The 15,673-nt window shown below is 70.0% G+C and carries 17 protein-coding genes and 1 tRNA gene; 8 read left to right on the top strand and 10 right to left on the bottom strand.

From position 1 onward, the window contains the following. The first annotated feature begins 81 nt into the window (after positions 1-81). Positions 82-1,011 carry an ABC transporter substrate-binding protein gene (locus ACFWQC_RS13230; RefSeq protein ID WP_378678201.1) on the top strand — a complete coding sequence of 310 codons (930 nt, stop codon included), beginning with the start codon at positions 82-84 and terminating at the stop codon, positions 1,009-1,011. Continuing rightward, positions 1,008-1,463, top strand: coding sequence for an RpiB/LacA/LacB family sugar-phosphate isomerase (locus ACFWQC_RS13225; protein ID WP_378678198.1), 456 nt, complete (start codon positions 1,008-1,010; stop codon positions 1,461-1,463). Before ACFWQC_RS13230 ends, ACFWQC_RS13225 begins: the two co-directional genes overlap by 4 nt. Here ACFWQC_RS13225 and ACFWQC_RS13220 read toward each other — a convergent pair. The 7 genes from ACFWQC_RS13220 to ACFWQC_RS13190 all read right to left on the bottom strand — a co-directional run bounded on the left by ACFWQC_RS13220 (position 1,433) and on the right by ACFWQC_RS13190 (position 6,292). Beyond that, a complete protein-coding gene (locus tag ACFWQC_RS13220; RefSeq protein ID WP_378678196.1) occupies positions 1,433-2,047 on the bottom strand; it encodes a 2,3-bisphosphoglycerate-dependent phosphoglycerate mutase in 615 nt (204 codons plus the stop codon). The genes ACFWQC_RS13225 and ACFWQC_RS13220 overlap by 31 nt on opposite strands. Beyond that, positions 2,044-2,907 carry an alpha/beta fold hydrolase gene (locus tag ACFWQC_RS13215; protein ID WP_378678193.1) on the bottom strand — a complete coding sequence of 288 codons (864 nt, stop codon included), beginning with the start codon at positions 2,905-2,907 and terminating at the stop codon, positions 2,044-2,046. The genes ACFWQC_RS13220 and ACFWQC_RS13215 overlap by 4 nt, the downstream gene beginning before the upstream one ends. Positions 2,908-2,923: 16 nt before the next feature. Continuing rightward, on the bottom strand, positions 2,924-3,760 hold the full coding sequence (locus ACFWQC_RS13210; protein ID WP_378678190.1) for a 3-methyl-2-oxobutanoate hydroxymethyltransferase: 837 nt from the start codon (positions 3,758-3,760) through the stop codon (positions 2,924-2,926). After that, the gene (locus ACFWQC_RS13205; protein ID WP_378678187.1) at positions 3,757-4,236 is read right to left on the bottom strand and encodes a hypothetical protein; all 480 of its coding nucleotides are present in this window, start codon (positions 4,234-4,236) and stop codon (positions 3,757-3,759) included. The genes ACFWQC_RS13210 and ACFWQC_RS13205 overlap by 4 nt, the downstream gene beginning before the upstream one ends. Positions 4,237-4,246: 10 nt before the next feature. Beyond that, positions 4,247-5,527: a Rieske 2Fe-2S domain-containing protein gene (locus ACFWQC_RS13200; RefSeq protein ID WP_378678184.1), complete on the bottom strand. Its 1,281-nt coding sequence runs from the start codon at positions 5,525-5,527 to the stop codon at positions 4,247-4,249. Positions 5,528-5,599: 72 nt separating this feature from the next. Then, positions 5,600-5,923 carry a 2Fe-2S iron-sulfur cluster-binding protein gene (locus ACFWQC_RS13195; protein ID WP_378678181.1) on the bottom strand — a complete coding sequence of 108 codons (324 nt, stop codon included), beginning with the start codon at positions 5,921-5,923 and terminating at the stop codon, positions 5,600-5,602. Between the two features lie 294 nt (positions 5,924-6,217). Beyond that, positions 6,218-6,292, bottom strand: a tRNA-Val gene (locus ACFWQC_RS13190). Positions 6,293-6,405: 113 nt separating this feature from the next. Here ACFWQC_RS13190 and ACFWQC_RS13185 point away from each other — a divergent pair. Further along, on the top strand, positions 6,406-7,215 hold the full coding sequence (locus ACFWQC_RS13185; RefSeq protein ID WP_378678178.1) for an alpha/beta fold hydrolase: 810 nt from the start codon (positions 6,406-6,408) through the stop codon (positions 7,213-7,215). A 5-nt stretch (positions 7,216-7,220) separates the two neighbouring features. Here the strand turns inward: ACFWQC_RS13185 and ACFWQC_RS13180 are convergent, their stop codons facing one another. After that, positions 7,221-7,574 (bottom strand): nuclear transport factor 2 family protein, encoded by a 354-nt coding sequence (locus ACFWQC_RS13180; RefSeq protein WP_378678175.1) that lies wholly within the window; start codon positions 7,572-7,574, stop codon positions 7,221-7,223. A gap of 99 nt (positions 7,575-7,673) precedes the next feature. On the opposite strand from ACFWQC_RS13180, the gene ACFWQC_RS13175 reads away from it, so the two are divergent. Then, the gene (locus tag ACFWQC_RS13175) at positions 7,674-8,543 is read left to right on the top strand and encodes a LysR family transcriptional regulator (protein ID WP_378678172.1); all 870 of its coding nucleotides are present in this window, start codon (positions 7,674-7,676) and stop codon (positions 8,541-8,543) included. Here the strand turns inward: ACFWQC_RS13175 and ACFWQC_RS13170 are convergent. Then, positions 8,525-9,178 (bottom strand): DUF3159 domain-containing protein, encoded by a 654-nt coding sequence (locus ACFWQC_RS13170; RefSeq protein ID WP_378678169.1) that lies wholly within the window; start codon positions 9,176-9,178, stop codon positions 8,525-8,527. The genes ACFWQC_RS13175 and ACFWQC_RS13170 overlap by 19 nt on opposite strands. Before the next feature lie 223 nt (positions 9,179-9,401). Here ACFWQC_RS13170 and ACFWQC_RS13165 point away from each other — a divergent pair, with 223 nt between their 5' ends. After that, the gene (locus ACFWQC_RS13165; RefSeq protein WP_378678166.1) at positions 9,402-11,156 is read left to right on the top strand and encodes a histidinol-phosphatase; all 1,755 of its coding nucleotides are present in this window, start codon (positions 9,402-9,404) and stop codon (positions 11,154-11,156) included. Continuing rightward, on the top strand, positions 11,153-11,860 hold the full coding sequence (locus tag ACFWQC_RS13160) for a hypothetical protein (protein ID WP_378678163.1): 708 nt from the start codon (positions 11,153-11,155) through the stop codon (positions 11,858-11,860). Before ACFWQC_RS13165 ends, ACFWQC_RS13160 begins: the two co-directional genes overlap by 4 nt. Positions 11,861-11,863: 3 nt before the next feature. Here the strand turns inward: ACFWQC_RS13160 and ACFWQC_RS13155 are convergent, their stop codons facing one another. Beyond that, entirely contained in the window at positions 11,864-12,493 is a 630-nt protein-coding gene (locus ACFWQC_RS13155) for a trimeric intracellular cation channel family protein (protein ID WP_378678160.1), read from the bottom strand. Between ACFWQC_RS13155 and sepH the strand changes: the two genes are divergently transcribed. Together sepH and ACFWQC_RS13145 are read left to right on the top strand one after the other, a co-directional pair. Next, complete coding sequence (gene sepH / locus ACFWQC_RS13150; protein WP_378678157.1) at positions 12,396-13,721, top strand: septation protein SepH; 1,326 nt, start codon at positions 12,396-12,398, stop codon at positions 13,719-13,721. The genes ACFWQC_RS13155 and sepH overlap by 98 nt on opposite strands. 158 nt (positions 13,722-13,879) lie before the next feature. Then, positions 13,880-15,562, top strand: a complete 1,683-nt coding sequence (locus ACFWQC_RS13145) for an alkaline phosphatase D family protein (protein WP_378678154.1) — start codon at positions 13,880-13,882, stop codon at positions 15,560-15,562. Positions 15,563-15,673: the final 111 nt, after the last annotated feature.

Below are 15,673 nucleotides of genomic sequence, written 5' to 3'. Positions count from 1 at the left end.
AATGGTATGACCAACACTATCATTCAAATGTGAGAGGGGTCACCCGCTGCCCCTCTCCCCCGTCTCACGTCAGGAGAGCCGATGCCGGAGCTGAAGACCCTCACCCGCGCCCAGGGCGCGAACCAGGCGCTGATCTCACACGAGGTCGAACCGGACGGCTGGACACTGTCGTTCGCCGACGAGCCCGTCCTCGTCAAGGGCTTCCGCAAGATGGTGCGCAACGACGAGTACGACGTCGCCGAGCTCGCCGTGACGACCTACCTGACCGCCAAGGAGCACGGCGCGAGGTTCACCGCGCTGCCGATCTTCATCGTCCGCGACTTCCACCACACCAAGACCCAGGTGCTCGCGGACTCACCGGTCAAGACCGCCGCCGACCTGGCCGGCCGGCGCGTCGGCGTGAACCGCGGCTACACCGTGACCGCAGGTGTATGGGCGCGGGCAGCTCTCGCCGACGCGGGCCTCGACCTGTCCTCGGTGACCTGGGTCCTCTCCGGCGACGAGCACGTGGCGACGTACGTCCCGCCGGCGAACGTCGAGGCGGCCCCGGAGGGCCGCGCCCTGGAGGAGCTGCTGCTCGCCGGCGAGCTCGACGCGGTCGTCAACGCGGGCATCGAGAACGACGCCGTCGTCCCCCTGCTTCCGGCGAACGCCGCCTGGGACTCGCTGAAAGAGACTGGCTTCATCCCGGTCAACCACCTCGTGGTGGTCCGCGACGAGCTCCTCGAGGCCAACCCCGGTCTGGCGACAGCGACCTTCGAGGCGTTCACCGAGGCCAAGCGCCGCTACGTCGCGCGGCTCCAGGACGGCCTGGCGGAGACGAAGCAGGATCGCAACTTCTCGAGGTTCACCGAGATCACCGGCCAGATCGACCCCCTGCCGTACGGGGTCGAGGCCAACCGCGCCGCCCTGGAGAAGCTCATGGAGAACGCTGTCGCCCAGGGGATCCTGACCAGGCCGCTCGCGCTCGAGGACGTCTTCGCCGCCGAGACCCTCGGGCTGGAGGGATGACTCCACGGCGGCTGGCCGTCGCTGCCGACCACAACGGCGTCGCACTCAAGGCGCTCGTCGTCGAGCGTCTGTCCGCGGCAGGGCACCGGCTGACCGACCATGGCGTCGACACGGCGGCCGGCGAGGTGCACTACCCGCCGCTGTGCGGCGCGGTCTGCGACGACATCCTGGCCAGCCGCGCCGACGGCGGGATCATCATCGGCGGCAGCGGCTCCGGCGAGTCGATCGCCTGCAACCGGCGCCCCGGCATCCGGGCGGGCATCGCGTGGTCCGGCTGGGCCACCGAGATCTCCCGCGGCAACAACGACGCCAACGTCATGATCATCCCCGCCAAGGCGCTCGACGACGCAGAGGCCCTGGAGCTGGTCGAGGTGTGGCTGAGCACGCCGTTCAAGGGTGGCGTGCACGCCGAGCGGCTGGCTCAGATCGAGGAGTACGACGCGGGACGTTGAGCCTGCACGACGACAGGCTGACCGGTGGGCACCTCGAGTGCGCACGCCTGCTCATCGCTCAGCCCCTCGACCAGCCGTCGCAGCATCCGGATGGTGTTGCCGTGCGAGACGACGAGCACGGTGCGGCCCGCGGCCAACTGCGGCAACAGGGTGCTGGCCACGTACGGCTCCAGCCTGGCGCGTACGTCGGCGAGGCTCTCGCCGCGGCCTTCTGCGTCGCGCGGTGGGCGGCCGTCGATGCCGCGCCGCCAGCGGGCCACCGGACCGGCGCCGTAGCGCGCGACCGCGTCAGCGCGGCGCATCCCCTGCAGCGTGCCGTAATGCCGCTCGTTGAGCAGCTCGGTCCGCAGCCCGGCGGAGGCCGGGCCACCACATCCCGCCACCACCAGATCGGCGGTGTCGACCGCTCGCGCCAGCCGCGAGGTGTGGACCACGTCCGGGACCAGACTCGCGGCCCGGAGCTGCCGGCCGGCCGTACGCGCCTCGTCACGCCCGGTCGCGGTGAGCCCGACGTCGACCCACCCCGCGAATCGGTCCGAGGCGTTCCACTCGCTCTCACCGTGGCGCAGCACGACGAGGGTCAATGCCGGTCCAGGCTGTGCTGCTCCAAGAAGGCCAGGATCCGCGCCGGCGCGGTCTGCGGGGTCTGCTCTGCTACCGGAACGTCCCAGTACTCGTGCACCGGCAGGCACTCCTCGAGGTAGCGCGCCGCCGACGGTGCGTGCGAGGTGTCCTGGCCGGGCACGATCAGCGCCGGTACGTCGAGGGTCATCAGGTCCTCGGCCTCGACCCCGGGCACGGTGTCGCGGTCGAAGAGCCCCCGCACTGCCCCGGTCACGACAACGTCATAGCGCTCCGGTTCGATCAAGGCGTACTCCTTCGCGAACGCCTCGTCGGTGCGCAGCGGCGCAGCCCACGGCCCAACGCGCGGGTCCTTGCTGAAGCCCGCGGTCGTCGAGCGCGCCAGGTCGACGACGGCTGCCAGGCCGTGCTCGGCGACGAAGGCGAGATGCTGGACGAACCGGCGATGCTGGGCCTGCCGGTAGCGCGGGCCCCCGGCCGGGGAGAACAGCACCATGCTGCGTACCCGCTCGGGAGCCGCGACCGCGAGCGCGGCCGCGGTCGAGCAACCCACGCAGCCACCCATCGTGTGCACCCGCTCGATCCCGAGGTGGTCGAGGAGGCCGAGCGCCTGGGTCACGTAGACCGGCCAGTCCAGCCGCTCCACGCGACCGCCCGACTGCCCCGACTCGCGGCGGTCGAAGACGACGCAGGTGTAGCGGTCCTTGAAGGCCTCGACGAACCCGAGGTCGCGGTAGCGGCCGAAGTGGGTCCAGTTGTCGAGGCTCGAGTCGAACCCGCCCGGGCTGAACATCAGGATCGGCGGGCCGTCGCCGACGGTCTCGTACCTGGTCCTGATGCCGTCGATGTGGACATATGGCATGGTCTGCTCCTGGCTCTCAATTGCCTGGTGGCACCGGCACGCCGCCACGGATCTGGCGGGCGGCACGGACGTCGGCTGCGTACGTGCTCAGCGAGTCGTACACGGTCTTGGCGACGTTGGCGTAGGTGTCCGGCTCGGAGTCGAGCCATTTGGCGTGGTAGCCGATCGCCGCGGTCGCCATCCGGATCCGGCCGTCCAGCCAGGGGCCGCCCCCGAAACCGCCGAGCACCGGCACGTCCACGGCCGAGACGACCGCCGGCCCGACCACAGGACCGGAGTTGGTGAAGTTCAGCAGCGAAGCGCCGGCCCGAGCGAGCCGTTTGGCGTCGACGACCATCTCGGCCTGCATCTCCTCGGAGACCGCGTCCGAGGCAGTCGCCGCGCCTGTGTACGCCACGCCGTATCGCAACGCCGTCTGCGGGGTGACGCCGAACTGGGCGAAGACCGGGATCCCGGCACGTACGACGGCCTCGACCGCCTCCGGATAGTCGGCAGCGCCGTCGAGCTTGACCATGTCGACACCGGTCTCCTTGACCAGCCTGATCGCCGCTCTCACCGCCGCGTCGGTGCCCTCCTGGAGCGGACCGTAGGGGAAGTCCACGCTCACCAGGGCACGGGTCACGCCGCGGCGGACCGCCTTCGCGATGACGATCATCTCCTCCATGGTGACCTCGAGCGGGTTGTCATGGCCCCAGAGGTTGACGCCGACCGTGTCGCCGACCGAGACGATGTCGACGCCGGCACGATCGGCGATCCGGGCCATCTGGTAGTCCCAGGCGACGACACAGACGCTCTTCTCGCCCGTCTGCTTCATCTCCTGCAGCCGTTGCAGGGTGACCTTCTCGGTGTTCATGCGCGCGTCGCTCTCAACAGCTCGACCAGGTCGTCCTCGTCGGCGGGTACCAGCAGGATCCGGGCATACGGCCGCAGCACGAGAAGCGCGTCGCTGCTCACCTGTCCGGGGGTGATGACCAGGCCGGCCGTCATGATGCCGCGCACCTTGCAGGCGGCACCGATGGTGGCCGCGGCCTCCGCGTTCTCGCCCGCGGTCGACACCATCACGACGGTGTTGCTCTTCTCGAGCTCACTGGCGAGCTGGACCGTCTCGCCCGCCATGGTGACCAGGTCGTGTCCGGGGTCGTGCGCCCGGTAGAACCTGGCCTGGCTCCAGTCCTCTGCCGCGGCCGCACGGACGATCACCTCGGCAGCGGCGTCCAGGGCGACCACACGCGTGTTGCGTGCCGCCGCGAGCGGGTAGTCGATACGGAAGCGCGCCTCCTCCGTGGTCGTCGCGCGAGCGCAGCTGCTGATCTGGGTGGGTGTTGACACGGGCTCCTCCTCAGACCGTGGTCTGTGGGACGCCGGGCTTGGCGACCATCGCCTCGCCGATGCCCTCGACGAAGGGCTGGTCGTTGGGCAGCACGGCTGCCACGGAGCGCACCTTCTGGTCCTGGGCACGGTTGCCGACGGGTTCGACACCCTCGGCCAGCGCCAGCGCGGCCTTGCGGAGCTTCTGACGGGCCTTGATGATGCCGGCGTCGGTCGCGACGAGGCGCTCCTTGGTGCGGTCGACGACCGGGCCCATCGACTCCTGGAGCGAAGAGTCCTGCAGGGCGATGCCGTGGATGCCGGAGTACGTCTCGCCCCGCTTCTGAGCCTCGCGGTCCATCAGGTAGTCGTTGTCCTTGTTGGCCAACGGGCGGTAGGCATCGTCGTTGGCGCTGTGAACACCCTTGCCGGCGCGCATCGCCTCGACCTCGGTGTCGGTGAGCTCACGGGTCGGGTGATAGTCGAAGCTCCATGCCCAGCAGTTGTCATCATCGATCGGGACCCAGAAGTGGCCGTGCATCGGGTGATCGGCGCGCGGCGGGACCATGGTGAAGTTGGGCAGCACCCACGGCGTCACGCGCCAGTAATAGTGGCCCTCCTCCGCGTTGCGGCGGGCACCGATGAGCAGGCCGCCCTCGTAGTCGACGACCTCGAAGAACGGCTTGAGATCGCCGGCGTTGTACTCGTTGCCCTTCGATCCCTTGAACAGCGGGTCGGTGTTGAGGTTGCCCGAGTGCAGGAATGTGACGTGGCTGGAGTCGATGCCGCCCTCGAGCGCCTGGAGCCAGTTGCTCTCCTGCAGACGCTTGGATGTGAAGTTCTGCTTCTCAGGGACCGTGTAGGCCTCCCATTCCGGCAGCGGCGGCTGGTGGGCGGGGTCACCCATGTAGGTCCACAGCACGTCACCGATCTTGACCAGCGGGTAGCTCTTGAGCTTGACGTTCTCACAGAAGTTGCTGGTCGCGGGCTCGCTGGGCACCTCGATCGCCTGGCCGGTGTAGTCGTACTTCCAGCCGTGGTAGGGGCACCGCAGGCCACCTTCCTCGTTGCGCCCGAACCACAGGCTCACACCGCGGTGGGCGCAGAACTCGTCCATCAGGCCGTAGTTGCCCTCGCTGTCACGGATGGCGATCAGCCGCTCGGAGAGGATCTTGACCCGGACCGGCGGACAGTCGTTGTCGGGCAGCTCCTCGGCAAGGAGCGCCGGCTGCCAGTAGCGACGGAACAGGTCGCCCATCTTCGTCCCCGGGCCGGTCTGCGTCAGCAGATCGTTGATCTCTTTCCTGAGCACTACATCGTCCTTTCGTTTGTGGCCGTTGCCACATCAAGATAATTATCAGACCATTAATCCATTAAGCAAGGCCTAGTACTGCGAGGGAGGAACATCGACCACGAGCCCATCCAGCTCGGCCGTCATCTCGATCTGGCAACCCAGGCGGCTCCCAGGCCGTCGGTCCTCGACACCGAGGTCGAGGAGGTCGTCCTCGAGGTCGCCGGGAGCGCCGACCACATCAAGGAACTCCTCGCGCACCCAGACATGACAGGTCGCGCACGAGTTGTTGCCGCCGCACTCCCCGACGATCCCGGGGACCCCGTTACGGACAGCCGAGGCCATGACATTGGCCCCGAGCGCAGCATCCACAGTGCGCTCGACACCGGATTCGTCGACGTAGACAACCTTGGGCACTTCAACTCCTCTATTCGAATGACTAATGGCCTTACCAATATACCATCGTCAAACGAGTGTCACTAGACCCACTCGATCGCCGTCATGCCGCGGGTCGGCGAGAGCACGTGATAGCGCTCGGCCGCCCACGGGCCAGGGAAGCGATGGAGAGGGCGCGCGAGGACGCGCCAGCGCATCGACGAGCGCGGTCGAGCCGAGATCGACCGCGCGGCAACTCCCGATGCTTCGCGCGCGTAACCGAATCAGAAAGGCCGCCGGATCTGCTTCTCAGCAGGTCAGACGGCCTTTTCGAGGTGGTGCGTGATACTGGGTTCGAACCAGTGACCCCCTCGGTGTGAACGAGGTGCGCTACCACTGCGCCAATCACGCGTTGCGGGTGAAACATTAGCGCATCCGCTTGCCGGACCCACATTCGGGCCAGGCCGGGACGTACGCTCCTGGCGATCGGCAGGACACACAAAGGCGCAACCGAAGGAGCGAGGATGCTCGCGTACGAACGGACCGGCAGCGGGGAGCCGCTGCTCCTGATCCATGGCATCGCGCACCGCAGGCAGGCGTGGGGCGGGGTGGTGGAGCGGCTGGCCGACGAGTTCGAGGTGATCACGATCGACCTGCCGGGGCACGGTGAGTCGCCGGCGTTCGATCTGGCGGGGCGTACGGTGCGGGAGGCGGTGGCCTACGAGCTGAACGATCTCCGAGAGGAGCTCGGGATCGAGCGGCCGCACGTCGCCGGCAACAGCCTCGGCGGGCTGCTCGCGCTGGAGATGGCCGATGCCGGGCACGCGCGGTCGGTGACGGCCCTCTCCCCCGCCGGGTTCTGGATGAACGGCGTCGACTACCTCTACGTCAGGGGCCTGTTCGCCGGAATCCAGGCGGTCGCGCGGCCGCTGGCGCCGGTGGCGGGGTCGCTGTTGCAGTCGAGGGTGGCGCGTACGGTCACGATGGGCTGCTTCTTCGCCCACCCGGAGCGCCTCGACCCCGCCGTCGCGGCCGCCGACACGGCCAACATGGTCGCCTCGCGCGCGGGGATCAGGACGTTCTTCGGCGGGGCCTACCGCTACAGCCACCCGGGGCCGACGCAGACCGATGTCCCCACCACGATCGCCTGGGCGTCGCGCGACCTCACCCTGCTCCCCTACCAGGCGAAGGTGGCCGCGCGGCGGCTTCCACACGCAAGGCACCGGTGGCTGGCGGGCTGCGGCCACGTACCGATGAACGATGACCCCGACCTGGTGGCCGAGGTCATCCGCGAGACCGCCCGGACCCAGCCACGCGACGAGCAGGTCGCTTAGCTCATCTAGCCGCGAGCGGCGAGGATCCCGCGCGGGTCGAAGGCGACCCGGATCTCGGTGATCAGCCCGTCCTCGACGCGCATCCAGTTGGCGGTGGGGGCGGGCTCGGCGACAGTGGTGTGCAGGTCGAACCAGGTGATCACGCTCGGCCCCTCGGCGAGCCGCTCCTTCACCTCGATCTTGTCGAGCACCTGGGCCATGCCCTCGAGTCCGGCGACGCACTCGTCGGCGCCCTCGATCGTGGCGAGCGGGCCGGCGAAGCTCACGTTGTCGGCCAGCAGCGCGCGCAGGCGGGTGAAGTCGCGCTCCTGCCACGCGGTGAAGTACGCCTCGGCGAGCTCGGCAGCGGATGCGGTCATCGGATCTCCTCAGGTCGGTTCGGCTTTCATCTCCCAGCCTGACCCGACGCCAGCGAACACTCAAACAGATAGTTCTGCTACTTGCTAGCATCAACGGTGATGGAAATCGGACAGCTCCGCTACTTCGTCGCCGTCGTCGACCACGGCTCGTTCACGGCCGCGGCCCAGCGCCTCCACGTCAGCCAGTCGGGCATCAGCGCCCAGCTGGCCAAGCTCGAGCGCGAGCTCGGTCATGATCTGCTCGTCCGGGGTCCCCGCAACGTACGTCTCACCCACGCCGGCGAGACGCTCCTCCCCCGCGCTCGTGAGGCGATCCGGGCGATCGAAGGTGTGCGGCAGAGCGCCGACGAGCTGAGCGACCTGATCCACGGCCAGGTGCGCCTCGGGATGATCGCCGGCTGCACGATCCCCGGCTTCCTCGACGCCGTCGCCGCCTTCCACCGGGAGCATCCCGGGGTCAGCGTCGAGCTCGTCGAGGACACCTCCGACCGCCTCCAGCGACGTACACTGGCCGGCGAGCTCGACCTCGGCCTGATCTCCCACGCGGGACCCGTCATCGACGGCCTGGCCACGGAGTCCGTCAGCGACGAGCGGCTCGCGGTGATCACGCAGCCCGGCCACCGCCTCGCCGGCGCCCGGCCGAGGCTCGCCGACCTCCACGAGGAGACGGTGCTCTGCATCCCGCCGGGCACGGGTGTACGCACGGCGCTGGAGCAGTCGTGCGCGCGGGCGGGCGTGGAGCCGAAGGTCGACCTGTCCGGGTCCAACCCGGAGACGCTGCTCGGGCTGACCGCCCGCGGACTGGGCGTCTGCGTGCTGGCCGAGTCGATGGCAGCCGGGACCGATCTGGTTGCGACGCCGATCATTGACGCGGAGGTGCGCGCCGGGCTCGCTCTCGTGGTCCGTGACGGTGACCAGCAGCGCGCCACGCGGCGGCTCTACGACCTGCTTCAGGCAGCGCTCACCTGAGGATGGCGCAGCCCGGGATGATCCTCGGGCAGCGAGCGCCGCAGGACGAACCAGCTCACCAGCAGGCACAGCGCGACCAGGGGCCAGCTGAGCGCGACCCGGGCGATCGCCAGGGCGACCACGTCGCCCGACCACCACAGCGGGCCGAAGACGGCGACCCGGATGACGTACTGACAGACCCAGACCCAGCTCGCCAGCGCATAGCCCCGTAGCAGGACGGGGTCGCGACGCCAGGCGCCGCGCTGACGCAGGACCAGACCGACGACCACGCCGAGCAGCGGCCAGCGGAACGCGATGCTGACCACCCACACCAGGGCGCTGGCCGCGTTGGCGGCGAGCTGGACCACGAAGAAATCCTCTGCCCGGCCCGTACGCAGCGCGATCATCGCCGCGACCGCGACCCCTGCCACGCCCAGCAGCACCGCGCGCGGCTTGCGACCCTTGCGCCACTGCCAGATCGCCACGGTCGCGGCCACCGTGAGCGCCACCACGGTCGCGATCCACAGCTCTCCGCTGACCAGCCAGCCGGCCGCGAACGCGACCGGCGGGACGGTGGCGTCGATCGCACCCCGCGCGCCTCCGAGGAGGTCGGCGAGCGTCTCGGCGTCTTCGTTGCGGCGGTCGGTGGTCGTCACGGGAGTAAGGCTAGCCTTACTTGCAAGGGCGCGTGACGTCTCGGTCCCCCTGAGTGACTTCTCGGGCGACGGGGGTGACGCCTCGGGCGACGGGGGTGACGCCTCGGCAAAATTTCACCGGGAGGGCGACCGGCGGACGTACAGCGGCCATCCGGCGCCGCTTTGCTCTGAGCGCCGCTGCTCGGGCACGCGGAAGACGCCCTATCCAAGCGGAGGATTCAACGTGTCACACGAGCACCACCCCCACTCGCACGGGCCGGACGGGCACCAGCACGCCCACGCGCACGGCCACGACCACACTCACTCCCACGAGGTCGACGAGATCACCCTCGCCGCCTCCTCGGACGCGTCCGACAGCGACCTGCGGCCCGCCGAGGTCACCCGGCGCAACCTGCTCCGCGCCGCCGGCATCGCCGGCGCCGTGACGGCCGGGATGGCCGGCATGACCGGCGTGACCCCGGCGATGGCCGAGACCGCCACGACCGCCACCGCGAGGAGCGGCAACCGGGCCACGATCCGGCACTGGCTCGCCGGCGACCACCACATCCATACCCAGCACAGCTCGGACGCGATGTACCGGGTCATCGACCAGGCGCAGCACGGCGCCGCGTACGGCCTGGACTGGCTGGTCATCACCGACCACGGTGGCGCGACCCACGCCAAGCTCGGCGTCGACCTGGTCAATCCCGACATCGTGGCCGCGCGCAAGGTGCTCAAGGACACCTTGATCTTCCAGGGCCTGGAGTGGAACATCCCGGCCGCCGAGCACGGCACCGTCTTCGTCGCCCCTGGGCGCAACGAGGTCGCGGTGCTCAAGCAGTTCGAGAACGACTACGACGGCTCCGTCAAGGGCGCCAGCGGCAACTCCCCGCAGAACGAGGCGCTCGCCGTCGCCGGCATCCAGTGGCTCGGCAAGCAGGTCGACAAGCGCCGCGTCGCGGACGCGCTCTTCCTGGCCAACCACCCCGCCCGCAACGGCATCGACAGCCCCCACGAGGTGCGTGCCTGGCGCGACGCCGACCCGCGGATCGCGATCGGCTGGGAGGGCGCGCCCGGCCACCAGGCGGCAGGGCTGCCCGCCGGCTACGGCCCCGGCAGCGCCCGTGGCTACTACGGCAACTCCGCCGGCCCGAACTCCTTCCCCGGCTATCCCGCCGAGTCCTACCGCTCCTGGGGCGGCTTCGACTGGTTCACCTCGACCGTCGGCGGCCTGTGGGACTCGCTGCTCGCCGAGGGCAAGCCGTGGTCGATCAGCGCCAACTCCGACTCTCACGTCAACTGGGGCACCACCTCGCGCCGCCCCGACGGGTCGGACTCGGCCTCCTTCAACGCCAACGGCCGCTACGGCGACCCGGTCTACGCCGGCTCCCTCAACACCACCGCCGGTGACTTCTGGCCGGGCTACTACAGCCGCACCCACGTCGGCACCTCCGAGCGCAGCTACGGCGCGGTCATGAAGGGTCTGCGCAACGGCCGTGTCTGGGTCGACCACGGCGCGCTGGTGAAGTCGGTCGACGTACGCGTCGTCTCCTCCGACGGTGGCTCGGAGAGCCTCGGCGGCACCTTGGCGGCGAAGAGGGGCAGCCGGATCTCGCTGGTCGTCACCATCGCCGCCCAGGACGTCCCGAACTGGTCGCAGTTCCTGCCGATCCTCAACCGGGTCGACGTGATCCGGGGCGCGGTCGACCCGACGTACGTCTCCGACCGCGACATCTGGAAGGCGCCCGACACGAAGGTGATCGAGCAGACCGACACCTCGGGCCGCACCGGCACCTTCCAGCTTCGCTACGACCTCGGCCGTGTCGAGGAGGCGTTCTACGTGCGTGTCCGCGGCACCGACGCCAACCGGTCCCAGCCGGGCTACCTCGGCGCCAGCATCGACCCGGCCGGTCCCGCCATCGACGTCGTCGGCGATGCCGACCCGTGGGTCGACCTGTGGTTCTACACCAACCCGGTCTGGGTCGTCCCGACTCGATGACCACCCGACCCCTGGCCGTCGATGCCGACGCCCGGGACCTCGCCGCCGCCGAGCACCTCGTCCACCGCCTGGACGAGGTGCTAGGGGCCGTTTCGGAATGCGGCGCCGAGCCAGACGTCGTCCAGCGCTCGTCCTGGCAAGGCGCCGCCGCGAAGGCATACCGGGCGTCTGTCGAGAGGCGGCAACGCCGCCAGGGCGGGCGATGGGCGGCGTCTGGCCGGCGCTTCCGCATTCCGAAACGGCCCCTGGGCGCGGGGCAGTCCGAGGACGCATACGTCATCAGCACCCATGTCGTGCGCGAGCCGACCGGCCGCTTCGTCGCCGTCCTGAACTGGCCCGGTGGCCCGGCGGTCGAGGAGCTGACCGCGATCCTCGCCGACCAGCTCCCCCAGGCGTACGTCACCCCCGACTCCCCCGCTATCGACGAGGCCGCCGCGCGCACCGCCGGGCGACTGGCCCGCTACCCGGGACGCACCGCGATCGAGACCGTCACGACGGTGGCCGCCGTCGAGGCGGACAGCGTCGTCGACGCCGTCGAGGGTCTGGCCGGGATCTCGCTGGAACCCGGGGACGCCCTCGATCTCACCGGGTTCGCACGGCCGGTGTGGCGTGAGGGGCTCTGCGTACTCCTGGTCCAGCGCTCCGCCACCGGTCTGGTGCCGTTCGAGATGCGCCACCAGATCCCCTGCTGCTCGGACCACTGAGGGTCAGACCGAGGCGGAGCCTCGCGGCAGCGGCGCCTCCCAGTGGCGCCACATCGCCAACAGCCGCCAGCCGGCGCAGACGACGAAGGCGGTGGCCATCACCAGCGGCTGCGGCAGCGCGAGGAACAGGCCGAAGGCCACGACCGCGGCGCCGGCGAAGGCGGGGATGGCGTAGAAGACGCTGCGGCGCAGAATGGTCGGCACCTGACCGGCGAGCACGTCGCGGATCACCCCGCCGCCCACACCGGTGGCCAGTCCCATGATCGCGGCCGCGAGCGGGGAGAGCCCGAAGTCGAGTGCCTTGACCGCCCCGGCGATGACGAACAGCCCCAAGCCGAGGGCGTCGAAGACGTTGATCATCGGCCCGAGCCGGCCCAGCGCCGGATGGAAGTAGAAGGTCAGCAGACCGGCCGCCATCGGCACCACGAGGTAGCGCCAGTCGGAGAGCGCGGCGACCGGCGTCGCGCCGATGGCCATGTCACGCAGGAAGCCGCCGCCGAGACCGGTGACGCAGGCGAGAACGATCACGCCGAAGATGTCGAGCTCCTTGCGGACCGCCATCAGGCCGCCGGAGATCGCGAAGACGAAGCACCCGACCAGGTCGAGCACGAGGAGGGTCAGCGTCTGTTCCACCACCGAATGGTCGCCTCGTTCGTCGCAAAAACCCCAAATGCCACGGCCACGCCGCACGGCCACCCAATACGATGCAGGTCTGTGGCGTAGGGTCGTCACAACCGTATCTAGAATTGAGAAGAGGATGTCAGCCGAAGGATTGCCCCTGACTCCGGGCCAGCTCGAAGAGCAGGCACCGGATGAGGCTGGTCCCGTCCTTCTGCGGCTCATCTCGGTCAGTGACGATGGTTTACGCATGCTTCTCGTCGATGACGAGGACCGTGAATACACCGCCGACATCGACGACCGTCTCCGTGCAGCACTCGAGGCTGTGTCGACCCGCCGATCGGAGCAAACCGTGAACAAGACCCCGAGCAGCAGCCTGCGGCCCCGTGACATTCAGACCCGTATTCGTTCGGGCGAGAGTGCCGAGGAGGTCGCCGCTGTCGCCGGCACCACGGTCGAGAAGATCTTGGCCTTCGCCGGTCCCGTCCTCGCCGAGCGCGAGCACATGGCACAGCGCGCCCAGCAGGCATCCGTTCGCCGGCGGCCCGGTGAGGCCGCCAGCACCGCCCGCACCCTGGGCGAGGCGGTCAGCGCCCACTTCCAGACGATGTACGTCGACCCCGAGTCGGTCAACTGGGACTCCTACCGGCGACCCGACGGGCGTTGGAAGCTCACGGGTGAGTACGAGACCCCCGAGCGCTCGGGCATCGCCGAGCTGACCTACGACGCCCCCGGCAACTTCGTCGAGCTCGACAACGACGACGCCCGTTGGCTGACCGGCGAGAAGCTCGAGGCCGCCGCGCCCGAGCCGGAGCCGATCACCGACGACATGCTCGCCGCGCGGCGTCGCCGCGCACAGAGCTCGACCCCGTCGGCCCCGGCAGCGCAGGCTCCGGCAGCGCCGGCCGCGCCCGCCCCGGCACCTGCCCCGGTCACTCCTCCCCCGGCTCCCCAGCCGGTCAAGGAGGCCAAGCCGGCCAAGACGGCTCGGGGCGATGTCGACACCCCGCTCGAGGCCTTCCTGGGCGACGAGTCCCCGACCGGCAAGCAGGCGCCGATCCCGGCCGAGCCCGAGCCCGAGCTCGAGCCGGCGATCGTCGAGCCCGCCGCCGAGGCTCCGGCCGATCCCGAGCAGTCCGACGAGTCCCAGCAGAAGCCGGCCAAGAAGTCGTCCGCGCGCCGCAAGCGCGCCTCGGTCCCGAGCTGGGACGAGATCATGTTCGGCGGCGGCAAGTCGGAGTGAACCGACTGGTGTGAACCCGTTCACGGATCGGCCATCGGCCGGTCCGTGTTACGTCGGCGACCCGACCCGACAGAGTCGGCAGCGGGTCGGGCGCAGTTCACGCGCCCCCGATGAAGTGAGTGGAGGCAAGCACTTCCACCCTTCTCGGAGGCCCCCCGATGCTCCTGCCCGACTCGCTGAGCCGACGCTCCCTCCTCTCCAGCACCGCCACGACCGGCTTCGCCGCATCCGCAGCCATGCTGCTCGGCACCGGCTCGATCCCCGCCGACGCGGTATCCGTCAAGGGCGCCACGTCGCTCTCCGGCTACCCATTCACCATGGGCGTCGCCTCCGGCGACCCGCTCCCAAACTCCGTCGTCCTCTGGACCCGCCTCGCCCCCGAGCCGCTCGCCGCCGACGGTCTCGGCGGTATGCCGCAGGAGCCGGTCAAGGTCCGCTGGCAGGTCGCCGAGGACCCCCTCTTCCGCAAGGTCGTGAAGTCCGGCACCGTCACCGCCACCCCGAACTTCGGCCACTCGGTCCACCCCGAGGTCTGGGGCCTGCGTCCCGGCCGCGACTACTGGTACCGCTTCCTGGCCGCCGGCGAGGTCAGCCAGACCGGGCACACCCGGACCGCCCCGGCGTACGGCTCCTCGCTCTCGCGGATGAGCTTCGCCTTCGCCTCCTGCGCGCTCTACAGCCACGGCTTCTACACCGCCTACCGGCACCTGGCCGACGAGGACGTCGACGTCGTCTTCCATCTGGGCGACTACCTGTACGAGTCCGGCGTGACTCCCGAGAACAACTGGCGCAACACCCCGGTCTCCCCCGCCGTCGGCGGGGAGACGCTCGACCTGGCGCGCTACCGCCTGCAGTACGGCCTCTACAAGTCCGACCCGGACCTGATGGCGGCCCATCAGTCCCACGCGTTCGTGGTCGCACCCGACGACCACGAGGTCGAGAACAACTGGGCCGACGAGACCCCCGAGGAGCGGAGCCAGTCCCAGGGCGAGCTGTGGATGCCTCGGCGCACGGCTGCCTTCCAGGCCTACTACGAGCACCTGCCGTTCCGCGCCAGCTCGCTGCCGGAGGGTCCGGACATGCAGATCTACCGGAGCCTGCGCTACGGCGACCTGGTCGACGCACATGTGCTCGACACCCGCCAGTACCGCGACGACCAGGCGTACGCCGACGGCAGCGACCCCGCGAGCCCGGAGCTGACGCCGGACATCTACGACCCGTCGCGCTCGATGATGGGTCTCGAGCAGGAGAAGTGGCTCCAGCGCAGCTGGCGGCAGTCCCGAGCTCGTTGGCAGGTGCTCGCCAACCAGGCACCGATGGCCGAGACCGACCTGGACGAGACCGAGAAGAAGACTCTCTACATGGACCCGTGGGACGGCTACATCGCCAACCGCAACCGGCTCCTCGAGGGCGCTCGCACCAGCGGAATCGAGAACCTTGTCGTCATCACCGGCGACCGCCACCACAACTACGCCAGCAACCTGCTGGCAGACTACGACGACCCCGAGTCGGCCGTCGTCGGCAGCGAGTTCGTCGGCACCTCCATCGCCAGCGGCGGCGACGGCGCCGACATGACCACCGGCGGCGAGACCCTGCTGCGCGCCAACGACCACTTGAAGTTCTTCAACAGCCAGCGCGGCTACGTACGCGTCAAGGTCACGCCCGAGGAGCTCTCCAGCGACTTCCGGGTGGTGCCGTACGTCCAGCGCCCGGGCGCACCGATCTCCACCCGCGCGACCTACGTCGTCGAGAACGGCCGCCCCGGTGTCCAGCTCGACACCCAGAGCACGCCCGTCGGAACGAGGTACGCCGACGTGCCCATGCCCACGCTCAACCGCTGACCGCTGGTCGAGCCGCCGGAGCCGCTAGGCGGAGGCGTGGGGGGGGCCACACCAGAGGACCGAGCGCCCCCGGCCGCGGCCGGGGGGGTGCGACCCCCCCCCGCCGCCGCC

The sequence above is a fragment of the Nocardioides sp. NPDC058538 genome (assembly GCF_042719275.1).
In the GTDB taxonomy this organism is placed as follows: Bacteria; Actinomycetota; Actinomycetes; order Propionibacteriales; family Nocardioidaceae; genus Nocardioides.
This window is presented reverse-complemented; position numbering and strand designations above follow the sequence as displayed.